Here is a 25,875-nt window from a genome sequence, read left to right on the forward strand (position 1 = left end):
CGCGGCGCGGGCGATGCCCGGCTCAGCATGCCGTTCTCAGCAACCGGCGCTTAAGCTGGAACCCTCATGGAGAACCTCGTCGCCCTCTCGCTCGTCGCCGTCTACTCGGCCATGGGCGTGTACACCATCGCGTTCATCCTCTTCACGTTCGACCTCGCCAAGCGCAGCGCGGGCCGGCCCGCGACGGCGGCCGTGATCGGCGAGTCGACGGCCCAGCAGGCGGGCTCGGTCGCGACGGCCGTGCGCGTGACGACGGATGCGGCGCCCACGGGCGCCACCCGCTACCAGCGCGTCGCCTTCGCGCTCGCGGTGCTCGGCTGGGTGCTGCACTTCGGGGCGGTCGCGCTGCGCGGCATCGCCGCCGAGCGCGTGCCCTGGGCCAACATGTTCGAGTTCGGCCTGACCGCCACCGCGATGGGCATGGGCGTGTTCCTGTTCGCCCAGTTCTGGAAAGACCTGCGGTTCCTCGGCGCGTACATCACGGGGTTCACGCTGCTCTCGCTCGGCATCGTCACGGTCAACTTCTACGTCGACGTCGTGCCGACGCCGCCCCCGCTGCAGTCGGCCTGGCTCGTCATCCACGTGCTCGTGGCCACGCTCGCCACCGCGTTCTTCGCGATCGGCGCTGGGCTCTCGGTCATGCAGCTGCTGCGCACGCAGCGCGAGATGCGCAAGGCCGAGGGGCTGCGCTTTCTCGACACCCTGCCCGGGGCGTCGACGCTCGAGTCGCTCGCCTACCGCGTCAACGTCGTCGGCTTCGTGTTCTGGACCTTCACCCTCATCGCCGGCGCCATCTGGGCCGAGCGCGCGTGGGGCCGCTACTGGGGCTGGGACACCAAAGAGGTGTGGACCTTCATCATCTGGACGCTCTTTGCCGGCTACATCCACGCTCGCGCGACGCGCGGCTGGCGCGGCGACCGGTCGGCCTGGCTCGCGATCATCGGCTTCTCGGCGGTCATCTTCAACTACACGATCGTCAACCTCTTCTTCAAGGGCCTGCACAGCTACAGCGGCCTGTAAGCCCGTCGACCCGCTGTGCTACGGTGACGCCACCGTGCCCAGAGTGAGCGCGCCATCCGGTGCGCAGCGGGCCGCAACCCGAGGAGCACCGATGGCGAAGATCGACGACGACGACGCGGCCAAGCAGGCCCGCAGCGACGCTGCCCGCAAGGCCGGCATCCAGGCCCGCAACGAGAAGGCCTTCGAAGAGGCCAAGGCCGCTCGTGCCGAGAAGGCTGAGGCCGAGGAGAAGGTCGAGGTCGCTGCCGAGAAGAAAGACGACGCGGATTCGGTGAAGCCGCGCACGCCGCTCGAGATCGATGGCGAGTGGGGTCACCGCACGACGAACGCGCTGCAGAAGGCCCTCGGTGTCGAGATCGACGGCGTCTTCGGCCCGGCGACCACCAAGGCCCTGCAGAAGAAGCTCGGCGTGACGGTCGACGGCGTCTTCGGCCCGCAGAGCAAGAAGGCGCTGCAGAAGCACCTGGGTGTCGAGGCCGACGGCGAGGTCGGACCGAAGACCGTGACGGCCCTGCAGAAGCGCCTCAACGCGGGAACGCTGTAGTCGGTGCGGGGCGGGAGCGTGTGATCCCGCCCCGCCCGCTCAGCCCGCGGGGGTCAGCGCGACGGGAGTGCGCGCCCCCGTGCCGGTGTCGAACTGCAGCACCGGGGCATCCGGATCGCTGCAGTCGAAGGGCGCGGCGTTGATGGGGTCGCTCGCGATGATCGCCCCGAGCTCGCTCGACGCGTCTTGCGTGACGCCCGCGATCGTGACGATTGTCTCGAGGTCGTTGTCGACCACGGTCGTCGTGATGACGCCCTCTGAGGCCGAGTACGAGCCGCCGATGCTGCCCGTCGTGACCCCCTGGCCCTGCACGTCGGCGATGTCGAGCAGCAGCGTGAACGAGGGCGTGTAGACGTAGCTGTCGGCCGTGAAGCTCAGCCCCGTGTCGCCCTCGATCGTCAGCTCGAGGCCCTCGGTCGAGCCCGAGACGGCGTCGTAGAAGCTCTGCATCTGGTCTTGCGTGATGCGCCAGTCGCCGACGAGGCAGGCCGGGTCGGTCGGATCGGTGGGGGCCTCGGGCTCGGTCGACTCACCCGCGACGGGCGGGTCGACCTCGGTCTCGGCGGGTGTCGAGCATCCGGCGAGCAGCAGCAGTGCCGCGGACGTGGCGGTGAGGGCGAGCGGTGCGCGGCGCATGAGGGCTCCTTGTGGTCGTCGGGTGATGAGTCGAGCGTAACTCTGCGCTGGCTCCGTGGCGTGAGCAATTGGTGGCTAGGGGGCGAGCAGGGCGTGGCAGCGCGTGAGGCGCTCGCGCCACCAGGCGGTGCGCTCGGGGTCGGCGGCGAGCCGGCGCAGGGCATCCGGATCGGCCGTGACGCGGCCCGCCGCGATCGTGCCGCCGACGGGCCGCAGCGGTGCCGCGACGACGTCGTCGGAGAGCAGCGCGGCCGTGCCGAGCCCGCAGTCGTAGTCGAGCGCGGGCAGCCGCGCGGCGAGCTCGGCCCCCATCGCGAGCCCGATGCTCGTGTCGAGGGCGCTCGAGACCACGGCGGGCAGCCCGGCCTCGGCGACGATCGCCAGGGCGCGGTCGATGCCGCCGAGCGGCGCAGCCTTGATGACGAGCAGGTCGGCGGCGCCGGCGCGGGCCACCGCGAGCGGGTCGGCGGCCTTGCGCACGCTCTCGTCGGCCGCGACGAGCACGTCGATGCGATGGATGCGCCGCCGCAGCTCGGCGAGCTCGGGCACCGTCTCGCACGGCTGCTCGACGTACTCGAGGTCGAACTGCTCGAGCGCCCGCACGGCGTGCTCGGCCTCGTCGACCGTCCAGGCGCCGTTCGCGTCGAGGCGGATGCGCCCCGCCGGCCCCAGCAGCCGTCGCGTCTCGCGCACTCGCGCGACATCGTCGGCGAGCGTCTCACCGCGTTCGGCCACCTTGATCTTCACTGTGCGGCACTCGCCGAACAGGCTCAGCACGGCTGCGATCTCGCCGAGCGGCACGGCCGGCAGCGTCGCATTGACCGGGATGCTCGCTCTGAGCGCGGGCGCCGTCGAGTCGCGCCAGCCGAAGTCGAGGGCCGCGGCGAGCCACGTGCTGGCCTCGTCATCGGCGTACTCGACAAAGGGGCTGAACTCGCCCCATCCGGCCGGGCCGTCGAGCAGCACGGCCTCGCGGCGGTCCACGCCGCGGAACCGCGTCACGAGCGGAACGCTCACCACGTGGAGGCGGGCGAGCACGTCGTCGAGCTCGGGCAGAGCATCCATGCCCCACAGTCTGTCGGTTCTTGTTCGCAACTCATGCAGAACCGACCGATGTGCGGTGTTTCGCGCGCACAACCGCAGTTTCAGCCTGAGTTGCGAACGGGCCGCGCGCGTAGGCTGGCGGCATGGCCGAGCCGTTCGTCTCTGAGACCTTCGACCCCGCGCGCTGGCAGGTCGCGCCGGGCTTCGACGACCTGACCGACCTTACGTACCATCTCGACACGAGCGGCCGCATCGCGCGCATCGCGTTCGACCGGCCGGAGGTGCGCAACGCGTTCCGCCCGCACACGGTCGACGAGCTGTACCGAGCCCTCGACGATGCGCGGCAGAACCCGCGCGTGGGAGTCGTGCTGCTGACGGGCAACGGCCCGAGTGCGAAAGACGGCGGCTGGGCGTTCTGTTCGGGCGGCGACCAGCGCATCCGCGGGCGCGGCGGGTACCAGTATGCCGAGGGGGAGACGGCCGAGACGGTCGACCCGGCGCGCTCAAGCAGGCTGCACATTCTCGAGGTGCAGCGGCTCATCCGCTTCATGCCGAAGGTCGTCATCGCGGTCGTGCCCGGGTGGGCGGCCGGCGGCGGGCACTCGCTGCACGTCGTGTGCGACCTGACGATCGCGAGCCGCGAGCACGCGCGCTTCAAGCAGACCGACGCCGACGTCGGATCGTTCGACGCCGGCTACGGCAGCGCCTACCTCGCCAAGCAGGTGGGGCAGAAGGTCGCGCGCGAGATCTTCTTCCTCGCCCGCGAGTACGACGCCGAGCGCGCCTACGAGATGGGCACGGTCAACGCCGTCGTGCCGCACGATTCGCTAGAGCAGACGGCGATCGACTGGGCCGAGACGATCCTCACGAAGAGCCCCACGGCCATCCGCATGCTCAAGTACGCGATGAACCTCACCGACGACGGAATGGTCGGCCAGCAGCTCTTCGCGGGCGAAGCCACGCGGCTCGCCTACGGCACCGACGAGGCGCTCGAGGGCCGCGACAGCTTCCTCGAGAAGCGCGCGCCCGACTGGTCGCCGTTCCCCTGGCAGTACTAGTCGGGGGTTCAGATTCGCCGCAAAACGGTGGATGGCCGCGGCTCAAGCGCCCTGTGGCCCCAGATCTGGGACGAGGGGGCGCGCTAGGCCTCGAGCCCCACGCCCACGCGGTCGAGAACGCCGGCGATGAGCATCGCGCGCGCCTGAGGGTCGGGCACGAAGTCGCGCAGGATGACGGCGAGGCCGTGGGCGCTCGATTGCGCGAGCATCATGCGGGCCGCGACGCGCGCCTCGTCGATCTCGCCCGGCGGCTCGAGTTCGAGCACGATGTCGCGCACGAGGTCGGCGGCGTTGGGGTCGTCGAGCCGGTCGGGCGGAGTCGTCATGGGCATCGACACCAGGGAGAAGAGCTGCGGCTCGGCGAGGGCGAAGGCGATGTACGACTCGCCCACCTCGCGCAGCCGGTCGATCGGGGGCTTGCCGGCAGCAGAGGAGAGCCGGGTGAACATGTCGCGCGCCATGATCTCTCGCGCCCGCTGCGCGACGGCCGCGATGAGGTGGTCGCCGCTCGGAAAGTGCCGGTAGACGGCCGCGGCGCTCACGCCGCACGCGGCGGCGATGCGCCGCACGGTCACGCCCTCGAGGCCCTCGGCGCGCGCGAGCGCCTCGCCCGCGTCGACGAGCGCGTCGCGCAGGGCGCCGTGGTGGTAGCGCGAGCGGTCCGGCATGTTGACAGTGTACACATCGGTGCGCTAGACATGACCGCCGATGTTAACGGCGATAACACCCCAGCAGAGAGGCCGCCCCGATGGCGACACGAGAGCAGCGCATCCACCGCCTGATCGAGAAGACGGCAGCCGACCGCCGCACGGGCGAGGTGCTGTGGCGCGTCGTCGGCCCTGCCAAGAACGGCGAGCCCGGCCTTGACGTCGTGCACGGCGACCTCGACCGCCCGTTCTTCGTCGCGAGCGTCAGCAAGCTCTTCACGGTCGTCTGCCTCGCGCAGCTGCGCGTCGAGGGCCGCCTCGACTGGGATTCCCCGATCGACGAGTACCTGCCCAGCCTCGATCTCACCGGGCTCGCCGTCGACGACGGCCGTGACGTCAGCGGCGAGATCACGGTGCGCGAGGTCATGAGCCACACGGCCGGCCTCGCCGACTACTTCGAGGGCCCGCGCCCGGACGGCCCGACCACCCTCGAGCGCGCGATCGCCGCCGACTTCTCATGGACCGCCGAGGAGGTCGTCGAGTGGACGCGCGTCATGAGGCCCGGCCGACGCGGCCGCGGCCTCTACAGCGACACGGGCTTTCAGCTGCTCGACGCCGTCGTCGAGCACCTCGACGCCCGCCCTTTCGCCGAGTCGGTGCGGGTGCGCATCACCGAGCCGCTCGGCCTCGCCGGCACCTTCGTCTACACGCACGCCGACCACGGGCGCTTCGGCCACATGGCCGTCATCCGCAACGGCGCCGACGACCTGCACCTGCCCCTCCTGCTCGCCTCGGTCGACGGCCAGGGCGGCGTGGTGTCGACCCTGCGCGACGCCGTGACCTTCCTGCAGGCCTTCTTCGACGGGCGGCTGTTCGAGAAGGCCCTGCTCGACGAGATGCTCACCGATTGGCACCGCATCTTCTCCCCGCTCGAGTACGGCACCGGCGTCATGCGGTTCCGGCTGCCGGCCGTGCTCACGGGCTTCCGCTCGTTCAGCTTCGAGGGGCATTCCGGCGCCTCCGGCGTCGTGCTCTACCGGGATGCGCGCTCGGGCGTCATCGTCGCCGGAACGGTCAACCAGCTGCAGCAGCGGCAGCTGCCCTACCAACTGATGATCCGCACGGCGGCGATCGCGGCATCCTGACCCCTTCCGCTCCTCCGGGCCCAGATCTGGGCCTCACGGGCGTATCGCGCTCGGGCAGGTGCCCTTTTGCCCCAGATCTGGGCCGGGGGGTGCAGGGTCGCGGGGTAGCGTGGGCGCGTGACCCGCCCGCTCGCCGTCGTCGACACCGCTGACCCGCTCGCCTGCCTCGCCGCGCTGCGCGACGCGTTGAGCGGCGAGGGGCCCGCCGTGCTGTTCCGCGGCGGCGGGGTCAACCCCGTGCACACGGCGCCGCTCTCGGTCGAGCAGCGCATCGCCCTCGTCGTCGAGACGAGCGGCACGACGGGGCGCCCCAAGCGCGTGGCCCTGAGCGCCGATGCGGTGCTCGCGAGCGCGGCCGCGAGCGAGAGCGCCCTCGGCGGCCCCGGCCAGTGGTTGCTCGCCCTGCCGGTGCAGTACATCGCGGGCAGCAACGTGCTCGCCCGCTCGCTCGCCGCGGGCACGACCCCCATGCCCGTGCCGCCCGGGCGGCTGAGCGCCGAGCGCGTGCTCGAGGCCGTCGCGGCGATGGACGATCCGGTTCGCTACACCGCCCTCGTGCCCGCCCAGCTCAGCCGGCTCGTCGACGAGGCCGAGGCCGATGACGCCCTGCGGCGCGCGCTCGCGGGCTTCTCGCGCATCCTGGTCGGCGGTCAGGCCACGCCTGCGCCGCTCATCGAGCGCGCGACCGCGCTCGGCTGGCACCTCACGCGCACCTACGGCGCGAGCGAGACGTGCGGCGGCGTCGTCTACGACGGCCGCGCGATCGGGCAGACCGACGTGCGCATCATCGACGGCCGCGTCGAGCTCGGCGGACCGACCCTCGCCGAGTACTACCTCGACGACCCCGAGCGCACGGCCGCGACCTTCGTCGAGCACGACGCGGCGCGCTGGTACCGCACCGACGATGCCGGCGAGCTCGAGAACGGTGTGCTGCGCGTGACCGGCCGCATCGACGACACGATCGTGACGGGCGGCCTCAAGGTGCGGCTCGGCGAGGTCGAGCGCATCGTGCGCGAGCAGTCCGGGCTCGCCGACGCCGTCGTCGTCGCGGGCCATCACCCCGAGTGGGGCGAGGTGCCCGTCGTCGTCACGACGGCGCGCCCCGAGCTCGATGCTCTGCGCCGCGCGGTCGGCGCCGTTCTGCCCCCCGAGGCGCGCCCCGACCGTGTCGTGACCGTGGATGCTCTGCCGCTGCTGCCCAGCGGCAAACCCGACCGGCTCGCCGCGGCGCGCCGCGCGAACCCGGGTCACTAAACTCGCGGTCGTGGCCACGACGAAGAAGGCGCGCGCGAAGAAGCCCGCCAGCAAGCAGACCAAGCGCACCAACCCCGCGAAGGCGAGCGCCGCATCCGGCAACCCCGCCAAGGTGCGGCGGGCGACCGCGCGCGACTGGATCGCCGGCGCGCGCCTGCGCACCCTGAGCCTCGCGATCGCGCCCGTCGCGCTCGGAACCGCCGTGGCGTACTACACGCTCGGCTACAACCTGGCGCTCGCGCTGCTGTGCCTCGCTGTCGCGGTCTTCTTGCAGATCGGCGTCAACTACGCCAACGACTACTCCGACGGCGTGCGCGGCACCGATGCGCACCGCGTCGGGCCCAGCCGCCTGACCGGCTCGGGGGCGGCGCGCCCGCGCACCGTGCTGACGGTCGCGCTCGTGTTCTTCGCGCTCGGCGCGGCGGCGGGCCTCGCCATCGTCGTGTTCACTGGCATCTGGTGGCTGCTCGCCGTCGGCGCCGTGGCGCTCGTCGCCGCCTGGTTCTACACCGGCGGAAAGCTGCCCTACGGCTACCTCGGCCTCGGCGAGCTCGTCGCCTTCGTCTTCTTCGGGCTCGTCGCGACGGTCGGCACGACCTACGTGCAGATTCAGCAGGTGCCGCTCGACGCCGTGCTCGCCGGCTGCATCGCGGGTCTCTTCGCGGCCGCCATCATGCTCGTGAACAACATTCGCGATCGTGAACAGGATGCCCGGGTCGGCAAGAAGACGCTGGCCGTGCGCATCGGCGACCTCCCGGCCCGCATCCTCTTCGTAGTGCTGCTCGCCGGCGCCTACGGGGTGCTCGTGCCCTTCGCCCTGCTCTTCACCTGGGCCCCGGCGGTGTACTTCACGCTGCTCATCACGGCTCCTGTCGCGCTCATCGTGCTGCTCGCGAAGACCCCGGGCGAGCTCGTTCTGGCGCTCAAGCTCACCTCGCTTGCGGCGCTGCTGACCGGTCTCGGCCTCGCTGCCGCGATCGCCTTCTAGCTCAGCGGTACGCGCAGCCGCACTTCGGCGCCGGGGTCGGCGTTGCGCGCGCTCGCGGTTCCGCCGTGCGCCTCGATGATCGCGCGCGTGATCGCGAGTCCCAGCCCGGCGCCTCCGGCGAGCCCCACGCGCGGTGCCGTGCGCGCGCTCGTGCCGCGCCAGCCCGCCTCGAACACCTGGGCGACGTCGTCGGGCTCGAAGCCCGCACCCGTGTCGCGCACCGTCACGGTCGCCGCGCTGTCGTCGACGGTCACGGCGACCGTGACGGTGCCGCCGGCCGGCGAGTGCTCGATCGCGTTGATGAGAACGTTGACGAGAGCGCGACTGAACTGACGCGCGTCGAGCGGCGCGACGGCGGCGGTCTGGGCTGAGAACTCGAGCACGACGTCGTGGGCCCGGGCGAGCTCGCTGTACTCGGCGACGACGTCGCTCGCGAGGTCGGTGAGCGAGACCGTGTCGGCCGCGAGCGCGAGCGCCCCCGCGTCGATACGCGAGAGCTCGAACAGGTCGCCGACGAGCGACTGCAGGCGGGCGGTGTGCGCGCTGAGCTGGTGCGCGTGCCGCTCGGGCTCGGCCGAGAGGCCGTCTTCGAGCAGTTCGGCGATGGCCTGGATGCTCGCGACGGGGGCCAGCAGATCGTGCGCAATGCGCGTGACGAGTTCTCGACGGGCCTGCTCGGCCTTGAGAGCGTCGTCGCGGGCGGCGAGCAGGCGCTCGCTCGAGGTGACGAGCTCGCCCTGCACATCGTGAAGCTCGGCCGTGTTGCGGTCGACGGGCTCGACGGCCTCGCCCGCGCCGAGGCGGCGGGCGTCGCGGCCGAGAGCCCGGGCATCCCGCGAGAGAGCGCTCACGAGCACGACCGAGACGCCGACCGCGACGATGCCGCTCGCGGCCGTGACGGTCAGCGCGACGGCCGTGTCGGACTCGCTGATGTACATGCCGTCGGCCGTCAGCACGATGCCCCCTGCTACGGCGAGCACCGCGGCCACGACGATCACCACGACGTGCACGATGAGCGGCGCGCGGCGCGCGAGCCGCAGGGTCAGAGCGGCGGCGAGACCCGTGACGGCCGCCGCGCCCGCGGCCGTTCCGATGATCTGCAGGTACTCGGTCGGGGTCACGGCAGCTCCTGCGCAGCGAGCAGCGCATCGGTGTCGAGACGGTAGCCCGCTCCCCACACCGTCACGATGATCTCGGGGGCACCCGGATCGGCCTCGATCTTCTCGCGCAGCCGCCGCACGTGCACCGTGATCGTCGAGACGTCGCCGATGGTCCATCCCCAGACGTCGGCGAGCAGCTGCTCGCGCGAGACCGTGCGCCCCGGGCGGCGGGCGAGGTAGGCGAGCAGGTCGTGCTCGCGCGCGGTGAGCGAGAGCACGGCGCCGTCGAGCGTGATCTCGCGCCGCTCGGCGTCGATGCGCAAGCGCCCGAGCGCGACATCGCCGGCAGGCGCGTCTCCCGGGTGCGCGCGACGCAGCAGCGCCTCGACGCGCAGCACGAGCTCGCGCGGCGAGAAGGGCTTGCCGAGGTAGTCGTCGGCGCCCGCCTCGAGCCCCTCGATGCGGTGCTCGGGCTCACCGAGCGCCGTGAGCATGATGATGGGCACGGCCGAGGTCGCCCGCAGTCGTCGCGCGACCGTGAGACCGTCGACGCCGGGGATCATGCGGTCGAGCACGATGAGGTCGGGCAGGCGCTCGGCCGCCAGCTCGAGGGCCGCCACCGAGTCGGCGGCGGTGTCGACCGTGCCCCCCGCGGCCGTCAGATAGGTGGCCGCGATCTCGAGCAGCGTCGGGTCGTCGTCGACGACGAGCACCCGCCGCCCATCGAGCGGACGATCGCCGCGCGCCGGATCAGCCACCCTGCAGCACGCCTTCGAGGTCGGCGATGGGGTCGTACCAGCCCAGGTCGAGGATGAGCGTCTGCAGGGCCTTGTCGGCCCCGACGATGACGACGATGCCGACGATGATGAAGAGCACGCCCATCGAGCGGCGGAACCAGCCGCGCGGGTCGGCGAGCCACCCGAGCCGCCGGGCCGCGGTGCGGCCCGCGAGCGCGATGAGCAGCAGCGGCACCGCGAGCCCGATCGCATAGAGCGTCACATAGAGCAGGCCCTCGGCGAACGAGACCGGCAGCACCGTGGCGACGATGAGCGCGTAGGTGGGGCTGCAGCTGCTGAAGACCGGCCCGAGCGCCGCGCCGGTGAGGATGTCGCCGCCCACCGACTGGCGCTGCACCGAGGCGTCGAGCGCCCGGTTGCTGCGGTCGCCGAGTCCGAGCCGGGTCGACACGCGCTCCCACAGGCTGGGGAACAGCAGGTTGACGCCCAGCAGGATCACGATGGCGCCCGAGATGATCTGCCACACCTGGGTCGGCACGCCCAGCAACGCGGTCGTCGCCTTGAGCAGCAAGGTGAAGACGATGACGCTCACGGCGAGCGATGCCGCGATCACGAAGGGGCGCCAGCGCGCGCGCCGCGAATCCGCGTCATCGGCGACGATCGCGCCGCCCACGATCACGGGCAGCAGCGGCAGCACGCACGGCGCGGCGACCGTCAGTACCCCCGCGAGCAGGCTGACGACGATCAGTCCTTCCATGGCCCGACCCTACGGTGCCGCGGCGATGAGGGCGTCGAGCGTCGTGTCGTCGTACAGCACGCCCTTGGTCAGCAGCTCGCCCTCGTCGTCGACATACACGATCGTCGTCTGCAGGGTCACGCCGTAGCGCTGACGCAGATCGGTGGCCGTGTCGAAGTCGACCTTGAAGATCGTCATGCCGTCAGGAATCGCATTGGCCTCGATGTCCTCATCGAGCGCGCGGCACTTGGGGCACCACGAGGCGTGGAAGAACAGCACCTTGAGCCCCGGTGTATCGGCGATCGCGCCGTCGTAGTAGTCGAGGTACTCGCCCGGTGCGACGGCCGGTTCGGCCTCGGTCTCGGTGCCCTCGTCGTCCTCCGGCGCCGGTGTCGGCTCGGCCGGCTCGGCGGCGGGCACGGTCGCGACGGGTGCGGCGACGTCGAGCGGTGCGCTGGTCGAGCATCCCCCGAGCCCGATCATCAGCGCGAGCGCCGCCCCCGCGGCGATCGTGGTTCTCGTCGTCATCTCTGCACTCCTCTCGCGACCGCGCCCGCGGCCGTGATCCGACTGTAGGCCGCGGGGGAGGGGCCGCGCAGGTGCAGGGCCTTACGAGGTGATTACGACTGGCTCGAGTTCTCGGGCGCGTTGTCGACCGCGTCTTCGGCCGCGGCATCCGGATCAGCGGCAGGCCGCTCGCGGCGGGCGGCGAGATCGAGCGCCACGGCATCCCGCAGCGACGTGAAGAAGATGTACGAGACGGTCATGGCGATGACCGAGGCAATGAGGGCCGACCACCACCAATCGATCGCGGCCGCCATGAGCAGCCCGAAGCTCACCCCGAAGAGGCCGAGGCGAACGAGGGAGTACTGGATCCAGGGGCTCACGACCCCCAGTCTACGAGCGCCCTCTCGGTGCCCGCTCAGAGGGCGCGGCGTAGACTCGGGCCATGACTCGCGTGATCATCGTCCTCATCGTGGTGGCGGTCGCGTTCACGATCTACACCCTCGTCGACGTGCTGCTCACCGAGCGCGCGCGCGTGCGGGCGTTCCCCAAGCCGCTCTGGGCGGTCGGCGTCGTGCTGCTGCCCGTGATCGGCGGTCTGCTCTGGCTCGTGGTCGGCAAGGCGCGCCGTGCACCGGGAGGCGCGCGCCGCCCGGTCGCCCCCGACGACGACCCGGCCTTCCTGCGCACCCTCTCGAGCGACGAGATCGCCAAGCGCGCCGAGCAGGACGAGCGCCTGCGGCAGCTCGAGCAAGAGCTCGCCGACCTCGACGATGACACCCCCGCCGACCCCGAGCGCTGAGCCCGCGGCCTCACCCGCTGGCGCGGCGGCCGCGGCGCTGCTCGCCGGGCTCGTGGCCGCGGGGGTCGCCGACGTCGTGCTCAGCCCCGGATCGCGCTCGCAGGGCCTGGCGCTCGCCGCCGCCGCGTTCGCGCGCGCCGGCAAGGTCGCCCTGCACGTGCGCATCGACGAGCGCGTCGCGGGCTTCACCGCGCTCGGTCTGGCCGTCGAGAGCGGCCGACCCGTCGTGATCGTGTGCACTTCTGGCACCGCCGTGGCCAATCTGCACCCCGCCGTGCTCGAAGCGCACCACGCGGGTGTGCCTCTCATCGTGCTGACCGCCGACCGCCCCGCCGAGCTGCGGGGCATCGGCGCCAACCAGACCACCGTGCAGCCGGGCATCTTCGGCGAGATCGTGCGCGCCGACTGGGATGTCGCGGCGCCCGTCGGCGCGCCCGGCGAGCTCGACGACGCGCGGGAGCTCGGGGCGCTCGCGGTGCGCGCGAGCGCCGAGGGCCCCGTGCACCTCAACCTCGCCTACCGCGAACCGCTCAGCGGCGGGGTCGACGTGCCGAGCGATCTCGAGTCGGGGGCCGTGCCCGAGCGCCCCGCGGTCGCGGCGCCCGAGATCGTCGACCTGCATCCCGACGACGCGACCGTCGTCATCGCCGGCCACGGCGCCGGCGCGCGCGCCGAGCAGCTCGCCGTCGCCCTCGGCGCTCCGCTCATCGCCGAGGTGTCGAGCGGTGCCCGGTTCGGGCGCCACGCCGTCGTCGCCTACCGCGACGTGCTGCGCGGCCCGCACGGCGACGCGGTCGGGCGCGCGATCGTGCTCGGCCACCCGACGCTCAGCCGTGAGGTGCCGCAGCTGCTCGAGCGCGCCGACGTCGAGGTCGTCGTCGTGCGCACCCCGGGCGTCGAAGACTACAATCCCGGTCGTCGTGCGCGCATCGTCGACGAGGTGCGGGTGCTCGGAGCGCCCGACCCCGCCATCGTGCGGCGCTGGGTCGGCGGCTGGGTCGCCATGTCGCGCGCCGTGCTCGAGTCGCAAGCACCCGACGACCCGGCCCCCGATCTCTCGCTCGCGGTCTCCACCGACCAGGGTGTGCGGGCGGCGTTCGCGAAGGCCGAGCTCGCGGTGCTGCGCGCGCCCGTCGATCGTCGGATGCTCGCGCGGGCTCTGTGGGCATCCACCTGGCCCCACGATCGTCTGGTGCTCGCGGCCTCGCGCCTCATCAGGGTGGCGGACGCCCTGGTGCCCGGCAAGGCGATCCGCGTGCACGCCAACCGCGGGCTCGCCGGCATCGACGGCACCGTGTCGACGGCCACAGGCATCGCCCTGGCCGCCGCGCGCGACGAGCGCTCGGGCACGACGCGCGTGCTCGCGGGAGACCTCGCGCTGCTGCACGACGCGGGAGCCCTGCTCGTGCCCCTGCACGAACAGCTCGAGGCGGGCCTGCGCCTGCACGTCTTCGTCGGCAACGACGGCGGCGGCACGATCTTCGACGACCTCGAGGTCGCGGCCACCGCGCACCCCGACGACTTCGCCACCGTCATGCGCACGCCGCACCGCGCCGACCTCGCGGCGCTCGCCGCCGCCGGAGGCTGGGCCTACCGTCGGGTCACGACGCGCGCCGACCTCGACGATGCGCTCACCGCCCCTGAGCCGCTGCTGCTCGTCGAGGTGCCGCTCGAGACGTAGTCGTTCGCGCGGCGCACGGGTAGCATCCGGCCATGGACGAACTGCTGCGCGCCCGGGCCGGATTAAGCCTCGACACCATCGACTGCTCGGCTACCCCGGGCATCGCCGCCGACAAGAAGCGCGCGGCGCGGCTGCTCGCCGAAGGGGCCGAGCACCTCTCGAACCTGCAAGAGCGACTGTTCGCTGCGAGCCGTGCCGGCGACACCCGTCGCGTGCTGCTCGTGCTGCAGGCCATGGATACCGCCGGCAAGGGCGGCATCGTGCGCCATGTCGTCGGCGCGGTCGACCCTCAGGGCGTGCAGTTCGCCGCCTTCAAGAAGCCGACGCCTGACGAGCTCGCGCACCACTTCCTCTGGCGCATCGAGCAGCGGCTTCCGGCCGCCGGCATGATCGGCGTCTTCGACCGCTCGCACTACGAAGACGTGCTCATCGGGCGCGTGCGCTCCCTCGCCCCCGCCGACGAGATCGAGCGGCGCTACGGCGAGATCGTCGACTTCGAGCGGCGACTGGTCGACGACGGTGTCTCGATCGTCAAGGTCATGCTGCACATCAGCCGCGACGAGCAGAAGGCGCGCCTGCACGAGCGGCTCGAGCGCCCCGACAAGCACTGGAAGTACAACCCCGGTGACGTCGAAGAGCGGATGCTGTGGGACGACTACCAGCAGGCGTACCAGCTGGCGATCGAGCGCACCGACGCCGATCACGCCCCATGGTTCGTGGTGCCCGCGAACCACAAGTGGTACGCGCGCCTCGCCGTGCAGTCGCTGCTCATCACGGCGCTCGAGCGCATCGACCCGCAGTGGCCCGCCGCCGGCTTCGACGTCGAGCACGAGAAGGGGCGCCTCGCTGCGACGTGAATGCTCGCGCTCACAGACTGCGAAACACGCAGGTTCCCTTCCCTGCGCGCCGCTCTGCGGTTCGCGATGGAAGGCGACAGGTGTTTGGAGTGGAGGTATCCGAGGGCGGATGGCACGACAGCTTCGGTCAATTCTGCGCGAACCGGTCTCGAGAACCATCGTTTGCACAACTGGAGGTGTCGAAGAACTGCGCCAGCGTGGCTTGACCTTATGGGTCGTCGAAACCGTCAGTGGGTCCCGATGAAGTGCTTTCCTTCTGTGCGCTCCTACTCGGGGGGTGGACGGTTTTTCCTGGATAAGGGCGGAAGCGCCAGGAAAAGGGGAGTGTCGGAACGGGTCTGATTACGTCACAGCGCCTCCCCCCTCAACAGCACGGGCAGATGCTTGTGGTCGCGGTCGCGTGGCGGAAGGGGTAGACAGGTCGTCCTTGATCATTTGTCGCGTCGATGGGACCCTTGGGGCGCATCACGTTCCGTGAAGGAGGGGGTGAAATGTTCGCGAAGGTCAATCGGGTAGTCGTTGTGACGAACATCTTCGGTGTGCGGCTCGACGATGCAGCTACGCGCGTGGGGGCACTAAACCTGTTGGGACTGGTGGTGAAAACGAGTCCATGATTCATCGAACATTCTTGGCGGCAATTGGGTTAGTGATGGCCAGCGCTCTCAGCGCATGTTCGGTGGCGGAGTCGTCGAGCCACGTCCTGCTTCTGCAACAGCGCACGAGCGACGCCACCTTGACCTCGGCGATTGTCGGATCTCTCACGCTGATCACCGACCTATGCTTTGGTATTGAGACCGATGATGGTACCTATTCGGTAGTTTTCCCGCCTGGAACTCAAGCGCAGGACGACTACGTGTCAATACCCGGATTGGGGTCTTTTGCGATCGGCGACGGACTGTCGACATCCGGGGGGTTCGTGCCTCCCGAGTTGGCCGGGGTAGAGATGCCCGACGAGTGTCGCACCGAAGAGGTGGTGTTGCTCACTCCAGGTTGATCCGCCTCTCGTCAGCGCAAGGCGTCGGCGATCGGGCGAAACTTCATGCGGGTCTCGGCGAGCTCGCTGTCGGGGTCGCTGTCGGCGACGATGCCCGCGCCCGCGTAGGCGGTCAGCAGTCCGTCGTCGTCGATGCGCGCGCAGCGCAGCGCGATGACCCACTCGCCGTCGCCGTCCTGGTCGATCCACCCCACCGGCCCGGCGTAGCGGCCCCGGTCGAACGGCTCGAGTTCGGCGATGAGCGCGAGCGCCGCATCCGTCGGCGAACCCGCGACCGCCGCGGTCGGGTGCAGCGCCGCCACGAGATCGAGGGCGCTCGACGACTCGCCGAGCTGCATCTCGACGTCGGTCGCGAGATGCCACAGGTTGGGCAGCTTGAGCGTGAACGGCAGCTCGCTCGCGGTGACGGCGCGCACGTGCGGGCGCAGGGCGTCGAGCACGCTGTGCACGGCGAAGGCGTGCTCGTCGAGGTCTTTCGCGCTCGTGGCGAGCTGGGCCGCCGCGGCGGCGTCGTCGGCAGTGCTCGCTCCCCGAGCCGTGCTGCCCGCGAGCACGCGGGCGCTCGCCTCGCCGCCGTGCACGCTCACGAGCGTCTCGGGGCTGGCGCCGATGTGCCCGTCGACGGCGAAGGTGAGGCAGTCGGGGTATCGGTCGGAGAGCTCATGCAGCAGCGCGCGGCGGTCGGCATCGGCGGGGATGCTCGCCGTCGCATCGCGCGCGATCACGACCTTCTCGACCCGCCCCGCGCGAATGGCCTCGACGGCGCGACCGACGACCGCCGTGAACGCTTCGCGGCTCAGCGAGGCCGCGGCGAGGGTCGCGCGCGGGCGCTCGCCGATCGACAGCGGATCGGGCAGCTCGGCGTCGCCCCCAGCGCCCTGCTCGGCGATGCGGGTGACCCAGCTCACGCCATCGTGGCGCCCGACGATCATCGAGGGCACGACGAGCACGCTCGGCGCGCTCGAGCCGTCGGCGAACGCGAAGGCACCCATCGCGACGAGGCCGGTTCCGGGCCGGTGCACGGGGTCGACTACGTCGGCGGCGCTCGCGATCGTGCGCCACGCGACCGCGGCATCCCGCACCCGATCGGGGCCGCTGAACGTCAGCCGCACGACTTCGCCGATGCCGACGATGCCGTCGCCCCGGCGCAGTGCGACGAGGGGGTGACGGGCGTCGGCGTGTGCGAGCAGCTCGTCGTGGTCGGCGACCCGCTCGGTCACCGCGCGCAGGGCCAGCCCGGTCGCGGCAGAGGGGATCACCTGCTCAGGCTACTCCGCACCCGACGCTCCCCCAGGCGCCTCACGGCGAACACCGGGTGGCCGCTCACTAGACTTGGGGGGTGACGAGAGCAGATCTGTCGAAGACACCGCGCGAGGTCGCGGCGATGTTCGACGGCGTCGCGCGGGGCTATGACCGCACGAACGCCGTGCTCTCGGTCGGCAACGCCGCGCTGTGGCGCATTGCGACCGTGCGCGCGGTCGACCCGCAGCCCGGCGAGCGCATTCTCGACATCGCAGCGGGCACGGGCACGAGCTCGGTCGCTCTCGCGAAGTCGGGTGCCGAGGTCATCGCCCTCGACTTCTCGCAGGGCATGGTCGACGAGGGCCGACGACGCAACCCGGGGTTGCAGTTCGTGCAGGGTGACGCCGAGAAGCTGCCGTTCGGCGACGCCGAGTTCGATGCCGTCACGATCAGCTTCGGCCTGCGCAACGTGCAGCACCCCCAGGTGGCGCTCGCCGAGATGCACCGCGTGCTCAAGCCCGGCGGCCGCGTCGTCATCTGCGAGTTCTCGCGACCGCCGCTCGGACTGCTGCGCGCGGGCTACCACGCCTACCTGCGGCACGTCATGCCCGTGATCGCGGGTGCGGCGAGCTCGAATCCCGAGGCCTACCGCTACCTGTTCGAGTCGATCCGCGACTGGCCCGATCAGACCGTGCTCAGCCAGTGGTTGCGCGCGGCGCGATTCACGCGCGTGGGCTACCGCAACCTCTCGTGGGGCGTCGTCGCCCTGCACCGCGGGCGCAAGCCTGCTGGTGCCTCCGCGAACTAAGCCGCCCCGACCGCCTCGACAGATCGGCAGACCGTTGACCCGCCTCCCTCCGCTGGCTCGTCGCAGCAAGACACTGAGCGCGTCGCTCGGGCTCGGCGAGAAGCTGTTCGCCTCGAGCGAGGAGCGCCGGTTCGCCGACGCGATCGAGACAGGACTCGTCGAGGTCGAGGAGGGCCTGCTGCGCGAGGTCGCCTTCGCCGACGACATGGCCGACGTCACCTCGCGATACCTGCTCGAGGCCGGCGGCAAGCGCATCCGCCCCGTGCTCACGCTGCTCACCGCCCAGCTCGGCGACGGCAACAACGCTTCGGTGATCACGGCTGCGCAGGCGGTCGAGATCACCCATCTCGCCTCGCTGTACCACGACGACGTCATGGACGAGGCCGAGATGCGCCGCGGGGTGCCCTCCGCGCAGAACGTCTGGGGCAACTCGGTGGCGATCCTCACGGGCGATCTGCTCTTCGCGCGTGCGAGCAAGCTCGTGGCGGGCCTCGGCGAGGGCGCCATCAAGTTGCAGGCCGACACCTTCGAGCGCCTGTGCCTCGGCCAGCTGCACGAGACCATCGGTCCGCGCCCGGGCGACGACCCGATCGACCACTACTTGCAGGTGCTCGCTGACAAGACGGGCTCGCTCATCGCGGCGGCCGCGCAAATGGGCGTCATCTTCTCGAACGCGCCCGAGCAGTACGCGGCACCCGTTGTCGCCTTCGGCGAGAAGATCGGCGTCGCGTTCCAGCTGATCGACGACGTCATTGACCTCGCCGAGCCCGAGGAGGAGACCGGCAAGGCGCAGGGCACCGATCTGCGCAGCGGCGTTGCCACGCTGCCGCTGCTCTTCCTGCGCCGCGCCGCGCACACCGACCCCGAGGCCGCAGCGCTGCTCGCCCGCATCGAGCGCACGGTCGAGGCCGAGGTGGTACCGGGCTCTGCTGCCGCCGATGCGATCGACGAGCAGCTCGCTGCCGCGATTGCCGAGCTGCGCGCCCACTCGGTGACCGCCGAGACGCTCGACGAAGCGCGGCGCTGGGCCGACGAGGCCGTCGCCGCGCTCGCCCCGCTGCCCGAGGGCCCGGTCAAGCTCGCCCTCACCAAGTTCGCCGAGGCTGTCGTCGAGCGCAGCACCTGAGGCCGCATCCGGCCCCGCCTCACCACCACCCCGCACAGAAAGAACCCGCACGCGCATGACCAAGCTCAGGCTCGCCATCGTCGGAGCCGGCCCCGCCGGCATCTACGCCGCTGACATCCTGCTCAAGCACGAGCGGGCGTTCGACGTCTCGATCGACCTCTTCGAGCAGCTTCCCGCGCCCTACGGCCTGGTGCGCTACGGCGTCGCGCCCGACCACCCGCGCATCAAGGGCATCATCAACGCCCTGCGCGAGGTGCTCGACTCGGGCGATATCCGCATCTTCGGCAACGTGCACTACGGCACCGACATCACGCTCGACGACTTGCGCCGGCACTACCACGCGGTCATCTTCTCGACGGGGGCGATTCGGGATGCTGCTCTCGACATCCCCGGAATCGACGCGCTCGGCAGCTACGGCGCGGCCGACTTCGTCAGCTGGTACGACGGGCACCCCGACGTGCCCCGCGAGTGGCCGCTCGAGGCCTCGTCGGTCGCCGTCATCGGCAACGGCAATGTCGCCCTCGACGTCGCCCGCGTGCTCGCGAAGCACCCCGAAGACCTGCTGCCCACCGAGATCCCCGACAACGTCTACCAGGGCCTGCTCGCCTCGCCCGTGACCGATGTGCACGTCTTCGGCCGCCGCGGCCCCATGCAGGTGAAGTTCACGCCGCTCGAGCTGCGCGAGCTCGGTGAGCTGCGCGATGTCGACATGATCGTGCACGAAGAGGACTTCGACTACGACGAGGCCTCGCGCCGCGCGATCGAGACGAACAAGCAGATCACGGTCATCGACCGCATCTTCACGCAGTGGCGCGCGCGCGAGACCGGCTCGGCCTCGCGCCGGTTGCACCTGCACTTCTATGCCAAGCCCCTCGAGGTGCTGACGGATGCCGAGGGCCGCGTCGCGGGCTTCCGCTACGAGCGCACGCGCCCCGACGGCCACGGCGGCGTCGAGGGCACGGGCGAGATCCGCGAGGTCGCCGTGCAGTCGGTCTACCGCGCAGTCGGATACTTCGGCTCGCCGCTCGACGGTATCCCCTTCGACGAGCGCCACGGCGTGATCCCGAACCACGAGGGCCAGGTGCTCGGCGACGACAACCAGAAGGTGCCGGGCGTCTACGCAACGGGCTGGATCAAGCGCGGGCCGGTCGGCCTCATCGGCCACACCAAGAGCGACGCCATGGAGACCATCCAGCACCTCGTGACCGACCAGGCTTCGTGGTGGGCGCCGAGCGACCCCGACGAGCAGTCGGTCGTCGACCTGCTCGACGGGCGCGGCGTGCTCTACACGAACCTCGACGGGTGGCACCGCCTCGATGCGCACGAGCAGGCGCTCGGTGCGCCGCACGGCCGCGAGCGCGTCAAGGTCGTGCCGCGCGACGAGATGATCCGCATCTCGCGCGACTGAGCCTCACTCGAGACCGTCGAGCCAGCGCGAGCGTGGTCGGCGCGATTGCTCGCTGTCGGGCAGTGCATCGGGCGCGCATCGCGCCGCTTGTTGCAGTGCGGTCTCTGGGGCGACGCTCCAGCGGGTGCCTGAGCGGTACGCCTCGTCTGACCAGTGGATGGTGGCCATCGTTGCGTATCGGAGCCGGTGGGCTCGTGCCGGACGGCACACGTGCGGCTGCTCGAGGGCGGCGGCATTGGCGTCGATGATGTCGAGAAAGTGCAGCGCACTCACGCACGCGAGCGGCCCGCCGTGCGCCCACGCGCTCGTCACGGCCGCGGGTAGATCACGTGCGCCATACCACCCGCGGCACAACCGGTGAAGCGTGCCGTAGCGCACGCCGAGCCGTACCTCGTCGGCGCTCCATCCGGCGTCGAGCAGCTCGCTCCGTGACATCACTCCGCCCTGATGGGAGATGTACTCGTCGAACGAATGAAAGCCGCGCATGGTGGTGAGTGTGGTGTTCTGTCGCCGACGGTTGCCGCCATGGCTGCGCGAACGTGAACCCCGGTGCTCCCGTCCTGCGCGGTGGAGGACGGGCCCTGCACTTCCAATTACCGCCCGACTTCCACAACTTCGGAGTGGGAGCAGCGAACCCCCGTCGCCGACTTCCACTCCGAAGTTGTGGAAGGAACCCGGGGTGGGGCTAGTGGGGGTCGACGGCGGTGTCGGCCGTCACGGCCCAGCCGAGGGCGATGAGCTCGCGCAACGCATCGAGGTCGATCGCCGAGAGCCGGGTGACGTAGACGCAGTCGACTCCGGTCGTGTGCGAGCCCAGTCGCTCGAGAACGGCAGCGGCGTCGGGGTGGGTCTGCAGTCCGTAGAACGACAGCTTGGCCTTGCGGGGCGAGAAGGCGGCGCGCGGCCAGATGCCCTCGTGGCCGCTCGCGTAGTGGTACGCGTAGGTGCCGAAGCCGATCATCGACGGCCCCCACATGACGGGCTCGGCCCCGGTCACGGCGCGGAAGATCTCGACGAGCTCGGCGCCCTCGGCACTGCGCCGGGCATCCAGCGTCGCCAAGAACTCGTCGACAGGTACGTCGGTGGGCAGCGTCTTCTGCGTCATGCGAGCACGCTACCCGCCCCGCACGTCGGGTGCGAGTGGGCAGCGCTACTGCACCGTCGCGGTGACGCGGGCCAGGTCGTCGAAGACGCGCATGTGGGCGGGGCGCCGCAGCCACTGCTCGAGGGTCAGCTCGTGCGAGTTCTCGCGGTACGACTGCTCGATGGCGCGCAGCTCGCGAATGATCGACTCGCCGCGCACCATGACCGAGACCTCGAGGTTGAGGCTGAACGACCGCATGTCCATGTTGCTCGAGCCGATGATCGCCACCTGGTCGTCGATCGTGAAGTGCTTGGCGTGCAGCACCGTCGGCGAGCGGTAGAGCCAAATGCGCACGCCCGCGCGCAGCAGCTCCTCGTAGTACGAGCGCTGCGCGTGAAAGACGAGGGTCTGGTCGCCGACCTCCGAGACGAAGAGCTGCACATCGAGCCCGCTCTGCGCGGCCGTCGTGATCGCGTAGAGCATCGACTCGTCGGGAACGAAGTAGGGCGAGCAGATCTGGATCTGCTCTTGCGCGGCGTAGACGAGCGAATTGAACAGGCGCAGGTTGTTCTCGCCCTCGAACGCCGGGCCGCTCGGCACCACCTGGGCGTCGAGCCCCTGCCCCGGGTCGATCTCGGGCGGGATCACGGTCTCGCGCAGCAGCAGCTCGTCGGTCTCGCTGTACCAGTCGGTCGCGAACAGGGCCTCGATGCCGGCCACGATCGGCCCCTCGAAGCGCACCATGACCTCCTTCCACGCCAGCCGCGAACCATCGCGTCGGGCCCGGCGCTTGTAGCCGCGCTCGATGAGGTTCTGCGAGCCCGTGAAGCCCACGGCGCCGTCGACGATGAGGAACTTGCGGTGGTTGCGCAGATCCGGCCGCTGCCACTGGCCGCTGAAGGGCTTGACCGGCAGCATCGGGTGGTGCTGGGCGCCGACGGCGTCGAGCCGGCGGCGCATCCGCCGGTAGCCGCTCACCCGCAGCGAGGCCACGTGGTCGTACAGCACGCGCACCGTCACTCCGCGCTGCACCGCCTCGCCGAGCGCGACGAAGAACGGCTCGGTCTCGTCGTCGACCGACATGATGTAGAACTCGACGTGCACGGTGCGCACCGCCGACCGCACCGCCTCGGTCATCGCGGCGATCGACGCCGAGTAGTCGGTGACGAGCCGTGCGGTGTTGCCGCCGACGAGGGGCATGGCGCCGAGGTTGCGGTTGAGCTCGACGATGGGTTCGAGCCACGGCGGCCACGGTGCGTCTTTGCTGACGCGATCCATGCCCTCGGTGGTCTCGATGATGTAGCGGTTGATCTCGTCCTGCTGCTCCCGCCGCCGCTTCGGCAACCGCCGCGAGCCGAGCATGAGAAAGAGCAGGAAGCCGATGAGCGGCAAGATGTAGATGAGCAGCAACCAGGCGAGCGCCGACTGCGGGCGCCGGTTGCGCGGCACCACCACGAGCGACACCAGCGCGATGCCGACGATGAGGGCGAGCAGCAGCCCCGAGACGATCACCACGATCCAGGCGCCCGCGCCGCTGATCGTGATGTCGTCGGTCATCGCATGCTCAACGGAAGTTGACGAACTGCAGCGCCACGTCGAGGTCTTTGCCCTTGAGCAGCGCCATCGTCGCCTGCAGGTCGTCGCGGCTCTTCGACTGCACGCGCAGCTCGTCGCCCTGGATCTGGCTCTTGACGCTCTTCGGCCCCTCGTCGCGGATGATCTTCGCGATCTTCTTCGCGTCGTCGCTCGAAATGCCGTTCTTGAGGCCCACCTCGATGCGGAACTCCTTGCCGCTCGCATAGGGCTCGCCCGAGTCGAGGCTGCGGATTCCGATGCCGCGCTTGATCATCTTGGCCTCGAGCACCTCGAGCACGGCCTTGACGCGCTCCTCGGCGCTCGCCTTCAGCAGCAGCTTCTCGCCGCTCCACTCGATCGAGGCCCCGACGCCCTTGAAGTCGTAGCGCTGCGCGACTTCTTTCTGCGCCTGGTTGATGGCGTTCTCCGCCTCCATCTTGTCGACCTTGCTCACGATGTCGAATGAGGAATCAGCCATGCCGCCATGCTAGCGATGCCGGGCTCAGCGGGGGCCGAGCGGTCTCTGATTCACTGGCCGCATGGCCGCTCGCTCGCTCGTCATCGCCCTCGTTCTGGGCGCGGCCGTCATCGCCGGGCTCGTCGCCGTGCTGCTCGCCCCGCGCCCGATCGCTCCTGCAGTGGATGCCGCACCCGGTTCCGACGCCGCCCCGGCCCCGCGCTGGGTCGCGCCCGCCGCGCTGCCACCGTCGTCGGCCCCCGCGACCCGCGCGGGGGTCGCGGGCCGGGTCGACCCCGACTGGGTCGCCGCCGTCTCCGAGCGATCGGGCATCCCGCCCCGCGTGCTCGCCGCCTATGCCGGCACGGCGATCGCGAAGCACGGCGACGACCCCGCGTGCGGGCTCGGGTGGAACACGCTCGCCGGCATCGGCTGGGTCGAGTCGCGCCACGGCACCTACCGCGAAGCATCCACCGCCGATGACGGAACCGTGAGCCCGCCCATCATCGGCATCGCGCTCGACGGCGGTTCGACCGCGCGCATCGACGACACCGACGGCGGCGCGCTCGACGGTGACGCGCAGTTCGACCGCGCGGTCGGCCCGCTGCAGTTCATCCCCGGCAGCTGGGCGAACTGGGCGGTCGATGGCAGCGGAGACGGTGTCGCCGACCCGCACAACGTCGACGACGCGTCGCTCGCCGCGGCCAACTACCTGTGCCGCGCGGTGCCGACGCTCGCCGACGAGGCATCGTGGCGCGCGGGCATCGCGGCGTACAACTCCGACCCCGCCTACCTCGATGCCGTCGCGATCGCCGCGCAGCGTTACGCCGAGGCGGCGGTCGCGGCGCCGGCGCCATAGGGGCCGCCACGGGCCGGGTCGGCGCCGGATTCTGAGTGGTCGCCGTCGCGGCGCAGCTCTTGTATTCTTGACGAGCGCCTTCGGTCGGTGACCACACGGGTCGAGTGCGCACACGGCGAGTTACCCAAGCGGCCAAAGGGATCTGACTGTAAATCAGACTGCTCAGCATTCGGGGGTTCGAATCCCTCACTCGCCACCATGACCTCCTCATCCCCCTCTCCTGCCGAGCTGCTTTCGGTGGCGCGCGCGGTCGCGCTCGAGGCGGGCGCTCTCGTTCTCGAGGCGCGGCGTGGCGCCGTCGAGGTGGCGGCCTCGAAGTCGTCGTCGGTGGATGTCGTGACGCAGGTCGACCGCGACGCCGAGTCGTTCATCCGCGGTCGCCTCGCCGAGCTGCGCCCCGGTGACGCCTTCTTCGGCGAAGAGTCGGGGGGCGGATCCGGCACGAGCGGCCTCACCTGGGTCGTCGACCCCATCGACGGCACCGTCAACTTTCTCTACGGCATCCCGCACTACGCCGTGAGCATCGCCGTGGTCGAGGGCGATGCCGACCCGCAGTCGTGGCGGGCGCTCGCGGGCGCCGTCGTCAACCCGGCCACGGGCGAGCTGTTCACCGCATCGGCGGGCGGGGGCGCGCACCTCGGCGACCGGTCGATCCGGGTGGCCGATCCTGTACCGCTCGAGCAGGCGCTCGTGGCCACGGGCTTCGCGTACCTCGCCGAGACGCGCGCCGAGCAGGGCGCGGCGGTCGCCCGACTGCTGCCGCGCGTGCGCGACGTGCGCCGCATGGGCACGGCCTCGCTCGACCTGTGCGCGGTGGCCTGCGGGCGCGTCAACGCCTACTTCGAGCGCACCCTCAACCCCTGGGACCACGCCGCCGGCGCCCTCATCGCGAGCGAGGCGGGCTCCCTCGTGACGGGACTGCCGGGTGTGCGGGCCGACCACCGGTTTCTGCTCGCGGCCCACCCCGAGCTCGCGGAGCAGCTCGCCCCGGTGCTCGCCGAGGTCGGCGCGCACCCCTCGCCCCCGCGGGCGTCGGGCGCCTGATCGCGGCCTTGGCGCCAGCACCGAATCGGGTTCACGGACTTTCGCTCTCGCGGGCCACGGGTTACGCTTTACCAATCCGTGATAATCCGCCGGTGTCGGTGGTGCACGGATGCCCGGCGCAGCGCTCGATCCGACCGTGAGCCGAGCGGGCCCCCACCGGGCGCCCTGACCGCACTGAACCCGACTTCTGAGGCTGACTGACACTGTGACTGATGAGTTCCCGTGGCGCGCGGGAGGTTCCGAACCGGAACCAACAGCCGCCGACCGAGACCCTTTCCGGTCTCTGGGGCTCGGATTCACTGAGGAATCCCCGACGATCGAGGCCGCGGCGCCTGCCGCCCCCTCCTCCGCGCTGCTCCCGGTCATCCCCGCGGCCACTGAGATCGTCTCGATCAGCCCGGCATCGACCGAGATCGTGCCCAGTCGGCGCGCCCTGCGCGAGGCCGAGCGCGGCGAGGCCCCCGTGCGGCGCACCCGACGTAGCGCGCCGGCACGCGAGTCCGCCCCGCGCGCCGCCGGGCGTCC

General features: G+C 71.1%; 28 protein-coding genes and 1 tRNA gene. 16 read left to right on the forward strand and 13 right to left on the reverse strand.

The window, feature by feature from the left end; all coding sequences use genetic code 11:
- The first annotated feature begins 66 nt into the window (after window positions 1-66).
- Window positions 67-1,020, forward strand: coding sequence for a c-type cytochrome biogenesis protein CcsB (gene ccsB, locus ACK4HH_RS06070; protein ID WP_409649512.1), 954 nt, complete (start codon window positions 67-69; stop codon window positions 1,018-1,020).
- A gap of 91 nt (window positions 1,021-1,111) precedes the next feature.
- Window positions 1,112-1,564 (forward strand): peptidoglycan-binding domain-containing protein, encoded by a 453-nt coding sequence (locus ACK4HH_RS06075; RefSeq protein ID WP_409649515.1) that lies wholly within the window; start codon window positions 1,112-1,114, stop codon window positions 1,562-1,564.
- Window positions 1,565-1,603: 39 nt separating this feature from the next.
- Here the strand turns inward: ACK4HH_RS06075 and ACK4HH_RS06080 are convergent, their stop codons facing one another.
- Window positions 1,604-2,200 carry a hypothetical protein gene (locus ACK4HH_RS06080; protein WP_409649518.1) on the reverse strand — a complete coding sequence of 199 codons (597 nt, stop codon included), beginning with the start codon at window positions 2,198-2,200 and terminating at the stop codon, window positions 1,604-1,606.
- Between the two features lie 75 nt (window positions 2,201-2,275).
- Window positions 2,276-3,265, reverse strand: a complete 990-nt coding sequence (locus ACK4HH_RS06085; protein WP_409649521.1) for an o-succinylbenzoate synthase — start codon at window positions 3,263-3,265, stop codon at window positions 2,276-2,278.
- A 122-nt stretch (window positions 3,266-3,387) separates the two neighbouring features.
- On the opposite strand from ACK4HH_RS06085, the gene ACK4HH_RS06090 reads away from it, so the two are divergent.
- The gene (locus ACK4HH_RS06090; protein ID WP_409649524.1) at window positions 3,388-4,302 is read left to right on the forward strand and encodes a 1,4-dihydroxy-2-naphthoyl-CoA synthase; all 915 of its coding nucleotides are present in this window, start codon (window positions 3,388-3,390) and stop codon (window positions 4,300-4,302) included.
- Between the two features lie 83 nt (window positions 4,303-4,385).
- On the opposite strand, the gene ACK4HH_RS06095 is transcribed toward ACK4HH_RS06090, so the two are convergent.
- Entirely contained in the window at window positions 4,386-4,970 is a 585-nt protein-coding gene (locus ACK4HH_RS06095; RefSeq protein WP_409649526.1) for a TetR/AcrR family transcriptional regulator, read from the reverse strand.
- 80 nt (window positions 4,971-5,050) lie between these two features.
- Here ACK4HH_RS06095 and ACK4HH_RS06100 point away from each other — a divergent pair, with 80 nt between their 5' ends.
- From ACK4HH_RS06100 to ACK4HH_RS06110, 3 genes are all read left to right on the forward strand, one after another.
- Complete coding sequence (locus tag ACK4HH_RS06100; RefSeq protein ID WP_409649529.1) at window positions 5,051-6,094, forward strand: serine hydrolase domain-containing protein; 1,044 nt, start codon at window positions 5,051-5,053, stop codon at window positions 6,092-6,094.
- 117 nt (window positions 6,095-6,211) lie between these two features.
- Window positions 6,212-7,348, forward strand: a complete 1,137-nt coding sequence (locus ACK4HH_RS06105; RefSeq protein ID WP_409649531.1) for an AMP-binding protein — start codon at window positions 6,212-6,214, stop codon at window positions 7,346-7,348.
- Between the two features lie 10 nt (window positions 7,349-7,358).
- A complete protein-coding gene (locus ACK4HH_RS06110; protein WP_409649534.1) occupies window positions 7,359-8,336 on the forward strand; it encodes a 1,4-dihydroxy-2-naphthoate polyprenyltransferase in 978 nt (325 codons plus the stop codon).
- On the opposite strand, the gene ACK4HH_RS06115 is transcribed toward ACK4HH_RS06110, so the two are convergent.
- From ACK4HH_RS06115 to ACK4HH_RS06135, 5 genes are all read right to left on the reverse strand, one after another.
- The gene (locus ACK4HH_RS06115; protein ID WP_409649537.1) at window positions 8,333-9,457 is read right to left on the reverse strand and encodes a sensor histidine kinase; all 1,125 of its coding nucleotides are present in this window, start codon (window positions 9,455-9,457) and stop codon (window positions 8,333-8,335) included. The genes ACK4HH_RS06110 and ACK4HH_RS06115 overlap by 4 nt on opposite strands.
- A complete protein-coding gene (locus tag ACK4HH_RS06120) occupies window positions 9,454-10,194 on the reverse strand; it encodes a response regulator transcription factor (protein ID WP_409649540.1) in 741 nt (246 codons plus the stop codon). The genes ACK4HH_RS06115 and ACK4HH_RS06120 overlap by 4 nt, the downstream gene beginning before the upstream one ends.
- Window positions 10,187-10,930, reverse strand: coding sequence for a cytochrome c biogenesis CcdA family protein (locus ACK4HH_RS06125; RefSeq protein ID WP_409649543.1), 744 nt, complete (start codon window positions 10,928-10,930; stop codon window positions 10,187-10,189). Before ACK4HH_RS06125 ends, ACK4HH_RS06120 begins: the two co-directional genes overlap by 8 nt.
- A 9-nt stretch (window positions 10,931-10,939) precedes the next feature.
- A complete protein-coding gene (locus ACK4HH_RS06130) occupies window positions 10,940-11,437 on the reverse strand; it encodes a thioredoxin domain-containing protein (protein WP_409649545.1) in 498 nt (165 codons plus the stop codon).
- Window positions 11,438-11,529: 92 nt separating this feature from the next.
- Window positions 11,530-11,796: a DUF4229 domain-containing protein gene (locus tag ACK4HH_RS06135; protein WP_409649548.1), complete on the reverse strand. Its 267-nt coding sequence runs from the start codon at window positions 11,794-11,796 to the stop codon at window positions 11,530-11,532.
- A 62-nt stretch (window positions 11,797-11,858) separates the two neighbouring features.
- Here ACK4HH_RS06135 and ACK4HH_RS06140 point away from each other — a divergent pair, with 62 nt between their 5' ends.
- From ACK4HH_RS06140 to ACK4HH_RS06155, 4 genes are all read left to right on the forward strand, one after another.
- Window positions 11,859-12,215 carry a PLD nuclease N-terminal domain-containing protein gene (locus ACK4HH_RS06140; protein ID WP_409649550.1) on the forward strand — a complete coding sequence of 119 codons (357 nt, stop codon included), beginning with the start codon at window positions 11,859-11,861 and terminating at the stop codon, window positions 12,213-12,215.
- Entirely contained in the window at window positions 12,187-13,896 is a 1,710-nt protein-coding gene (menD, locus tag ACK4HH_RS06145; RefSeq protein ID WP_409649553.1) for a 2-succinyl-5-enolpyruvyl-6-hydroxy-3-cyclohexene-1-carboxylic-acid synthase, read from the forward strand. Before ACK4HH_RS06140 ends, menD begins: the two co-directional genes overlap by 29 nt.
- Before the next feature lie 32 nt (window positions 13,897-13,928).
- Window positions 13,929-14,753 carry a PPK2 family polyphosphate kinase gene (locus tag ACK4HH_RS06150; protein ID WP_409649558.1) on the forward strand — a complete coding sequence of 275 codons (825 nt, stop codon included), beginning with the start codon at window positions 13,929-13,931 and terminating at the stop codon, window positions 14,751-14,753.
- Between the two features lie 610 nt (window positions 14,754-15,363).
- Window positions 15,364-15,747: a hypothetical protein gene (locus tag ACK4HH_RS06155; protein ID WP_409649561.1), complete on the forward strand. Its 384-nt coding sequence runs from the start codon at window positions 15,364-15,366 to the stop codon at window positions 15,745-15,747.
- A gap of 11 nt (window positions 15,748-15,758) precedes the next feature.
- Here ACK4HH_RS06155 and ACK4HH_RS06160 read toward each other — a convergent pair whose 3' ends face one another.
- Window positions 15,759-17,003 carry an isochorismate synthase MenF gene (locus tag ACK4HH_RS06160; RefSeq protein ID WP_409649593.1) on the reverse strand — a complete coding sequence of 415 codons (1,245 nt, stop codon included), beginning with the start codon at window positions 17,001-17,003 and terminating at the stop codon, window positions 15,759-15,761.
- Between the two features lie 83 nt (window positions 17,004-17,086).
- Between ACK4HH_RS06160 and ACK4HH_RS06165 the strand changes: the two genes are divergently transcribed.
- Genes ACK4HH_RS06165 through ACK4HH_RS06175 form a run of 3 tightly spaced genes read left to right on the forward strand, consistent with a single transcriptional unit; the run spans window position 17,087 to window position 20,331 of the window.
- Entirely contained in the window at window positions 17,087-17,797 is a 711-nt protein-coding gene (locus tag ACK4HH_RS06165) for a class I SAM-dependent methyltransferase (protein WP_409649564.1), read from the forward strand.
- 34 nt (window positions 17,798-17,831) lie between these two features.
- Window positions 17,832-18,923 carry a polyprenyl synthetase family protein gene (locus tag ACK4HH_RS06170; protein WP_409649567.1) on the forward strand — a complete coding sequence of 364 codons (1,092 nt, stop codon included), beginning with the start codon at window positions 17,832-17,834 and terminating at the stop codon, window positions 18,921-18,923.
- Window positions 18,924-18,978: 55 nt separating this feature from the next.
- Window positions 18,979-20,331, forward strand: coding sequence for an FAD-dependent oxidoreductase (locus ACK4HH_RS06175; RefSeq protein ID WP_409649570.1), 1,353 nt, complete (start codon window positions 18,979-18,981; stop codon window positions 20,329-20,331).
- Between the two features lie 3 nt (window positions 20,332-20,334).
- On the opposite strand, the gene ACK4HH_RS06180 is transcribed toward ACK4HH_RS06175, so the two are convergent.
- From ACK4HH_RS06180 to ACK4HH_RS06195, 4 genes are all read right to left on the reverse strand, one after another.
- A complete protein-coding gene (locus tag ACK4HH_RS06180) occupies window positions 20,335-20,817 on the reverse strand; it encodes a hypothetical protein (RefSeq protein ID WP_409649572.1) in 483 nt (160 codons plus the stop codon).
- A 199-nt stretch (window positions 20,818-21,016) separates the two neighbouring features.
- A complete protein-coding gene (locus ACK4HH_RS06185) occupies window positions 21,017-21,436 on the reverse strand; it encodes a DUF1801 domain-containing protein (RefSeq protein WP_409649575.1) in 420 nt (139 codons plus the stop codon).
- Window positions 21,437-21,481: 45 nt separating this feature from the next.
- The gene (cls, locus tag ACK4HH_RS06190) at window positions 21,482-22,972 is read right to left on the reverse strand and encodes a cardiolipin synthase (protein ID WP_409649578.1); all 1,491 of its coding nucleotides are present in this window, start codon (window positions 22,970-22,972) and stop codon (window positions 21,482-21,484) included.
- Between the two features lie 7 nt (window positions 22,973-22,979).
- A complete protein-coding gene (locus ACK4HH_RS06195) occupies window positions 22,980-23,468 on the reverse strand; it encodes a YajQ family cyclic di-GMP-binding protein (RefSeq protein ID WP_409649581.1) in 489 nt (162 codons plus the stop codon).
- Between the two features lie 61 nt (window positions 23,469-23,529).
- Here ACK4HH_RS06195 and ACK4HH_RS06200 point away from each other — a divergent pair, with 61 nt between their 5' ends.
- The 3 genes from ACK4HH_RS06200 to ACK4HH_RS06210 all read left to right on the forward strand — a co-directional run bounded on the left by ACK4HH_RS06200 (window position 23,530) and on the right by ACK4HH_RS06210 (window position 25,350).
- Window positions 23,530-24,306 carry a lytic transglycosylase domain-containing protein gene (locus tag ACK4HH_RS06200; RefSeq protein ID WP_409649584.1) on the forward strand — a complete coding sequence of 259 codons (777 nt, stop codon included), beginning with the start codon at window positions 23,530-23,532 and terminating at the stop codon, window positions 24,304-24,306.
- A gap of 114 nt (window positions 24,307-24,420) precedes the next feature.
- A tRNA-Tyr gene (locus tag ACK4HH_RS06205) sits at window positions 24,421-24,505 on the forward strand.
- Window positions 24,505-25,350, forward strand: a complete 846-nt coding sequence (locus tag ACK4HH_RS06210; RefSeq protein WP_409649587.1) for an inositol monophosphatase family protein — start codon at window positions 24,505-24,507, stop codon at window positions 25,348-25,350. The genes ACK4HH_RS06205 and ACK4HH_RS06210 overlap by 1 nt, the downstream gene beginning before the upstream one ends.
- Window positions 25,351-25,875 lie beyond the last annotated feature (525 nt).

The organism is Microcella sp. (genome assembly GCF_046296455.1).
Taxonomy (GTDB): domain Bacteria; phylum Actinomycetota; class Actinomycetes; order Actinomycetales; family Microbacteriaceae; genus Microcella.

What these genes read in the sequence shown, in the direction of transcription:
- ccsB (WP_409649512.1), top strand. Translation starts at nt 67, where the DNA reads ATGGAGAACCTCGTCGCCCTCTCGCTCGTCGCCGTCTACTCGGCCATG.
- ACK4HH_RS06075 (WP_409649515.1), top strand. Translation starts at nt 1,112, where the DNA reads ATGGCGAAGATCGACGACGACGACGCGGCCAAGCAGGCCCGCAGCGAC.
- ACK4HH_RS06080 (WP_409649518.1), bottom strand. Translation starts at nt 2,200, where the DNA reads ATGCGCCGCGCACCGCTCGCCCTCACCGCCACGTCCGCGGCACTGCTG.
- ACK4HH_RS06085 (WP_409649521.1), bottom strand. Translation starts at nt 3,265, where the DNA reads ATGGATGCTCTGCCCGAGCTCGACGACGTGCTCGCCCGCCTCCACGTG.
- ACK4HH_RS06090 (WP_409649524.1), top strand. Translation starts at nt 3,388, where the DNA reads ATGGCCGAGCCGTTCGTCTCTGAGACCTTCGACCCCGCGCGCTGGCAG.
- ACK4HH_RS06095 (WP_409649526.1), bottom strand. Translation starts at nt 4,970, where the DNA reads ATGCCGGACCGCTCGCGCTACCACCACGGCGCCCTGCGCGACGCGCTC.
- ACK4HH_RS06100 (WP_409649529.1), top strand. Translation starts at nt 5,051, where the DNA reads ATGGCGACACGAGAGCAGCGCATCCACCGCCTGATCGAGAAGACGGCA.
- ACK4HH_RS06125 (WP_409649543.1), bottom strand. Translation starts at nt 10,930, where the DNA reads ATGGAAGGACTGATCGTCGTCAGCCTGCTCGCGGGGGTACTGACGGTC.
- ACK4HH_RS06130 (WP_409649545.1), bottom strand. Translation starts at nt 11,437, where the DNA reads ATGACGACGAGAACCACGATCGCCGCGGGGGCGGCGCTCGCGCTGATG.
- ACK4HH_RS06140 (WP_409649550.1), top strand. Translation starts at nt 11,859, where the DNA reads ATGACTCGCGTGATCATCGTCCTCATCGTGGTGGCGGTCGCGTTCACG.
- menD (WP_409649553.1), top strand. Translation starts at nt 12,187, where the DNA reads ATGACACCCCCGCCGACCCCGAGCGCTGAGCCCGCGGCCTCACCCGCT.
- ACK4HH_RS06150 (WP_409649558.1), top strand. Translation starts at nt 13,929, where the DNA reads ATGGACGAACTGCTGCGCGCCCGGGCCGGATTAAGCCTCGACACCATC.
- ACK4HH_RS06155 (WP_409649561.1), top strand. Translation starts at nt 15,364, where the DNA reads ATGATTCATCGAACATTCTTGGCGGCAATTGGGTTAGTGATGGCCAGC.
- ACK4HH_RS06175 (WP_409649570.1), top strand. Translation starts at nt 18,979, where the DNA reads ATGACCAAGCTCAGGCTCGCCATCGTCGGAGCCGGCCCCGCCGGCATC.
- ACK4HH_RS06180 (WP_409649572.1), bottom strand. Translation starts at nt 20,817, where the DNA reads ATGCGCGGCTTTCATTCGTTCGACGAGTACATCTCCCATCAGGGCGGA.
- ACK4HH_RS06185 (WP_409649575.1), bottom strand. Translation starts at nt 21,436, where the DNA reads ATGACGCAGAAGACGCTGCCCACCGACGTACCTGTCGACGAGTTCTTG.
- cls (WP_409649578.1), bottom strand. Translation starts at nt 22,972, where the DNA reads ATGACCGACGACATCACGATCAGCGGCGCGGGCGCCTGGATCGTGGTG.
- ACK4HH_RS06195 (WP_409649581.1), bottom strand. Translation starts at nt 23,468, where the DNA reads ATGGCTGATTCCTCATTCGACATCGTGAGCAAGGTCGACAAGATGGAG.
- ACK4HH_RS06200 (WP_409649584.1), top strand. Translation starts at nt 23,530, where the DNA reads ATGGCCGCTCGCTCGCTCGTCATCGCCCTCGTTCTGGGCGCGGCCGTC.
- ACK4HH_RS06210 (WP_409649587.1), top strand. Translation starts at nt 24,505, where the DNA reads ATGACCTCCTCATCCCCCTCTCCTGCCGAGCTGCTTTCGGTGGCGCGC.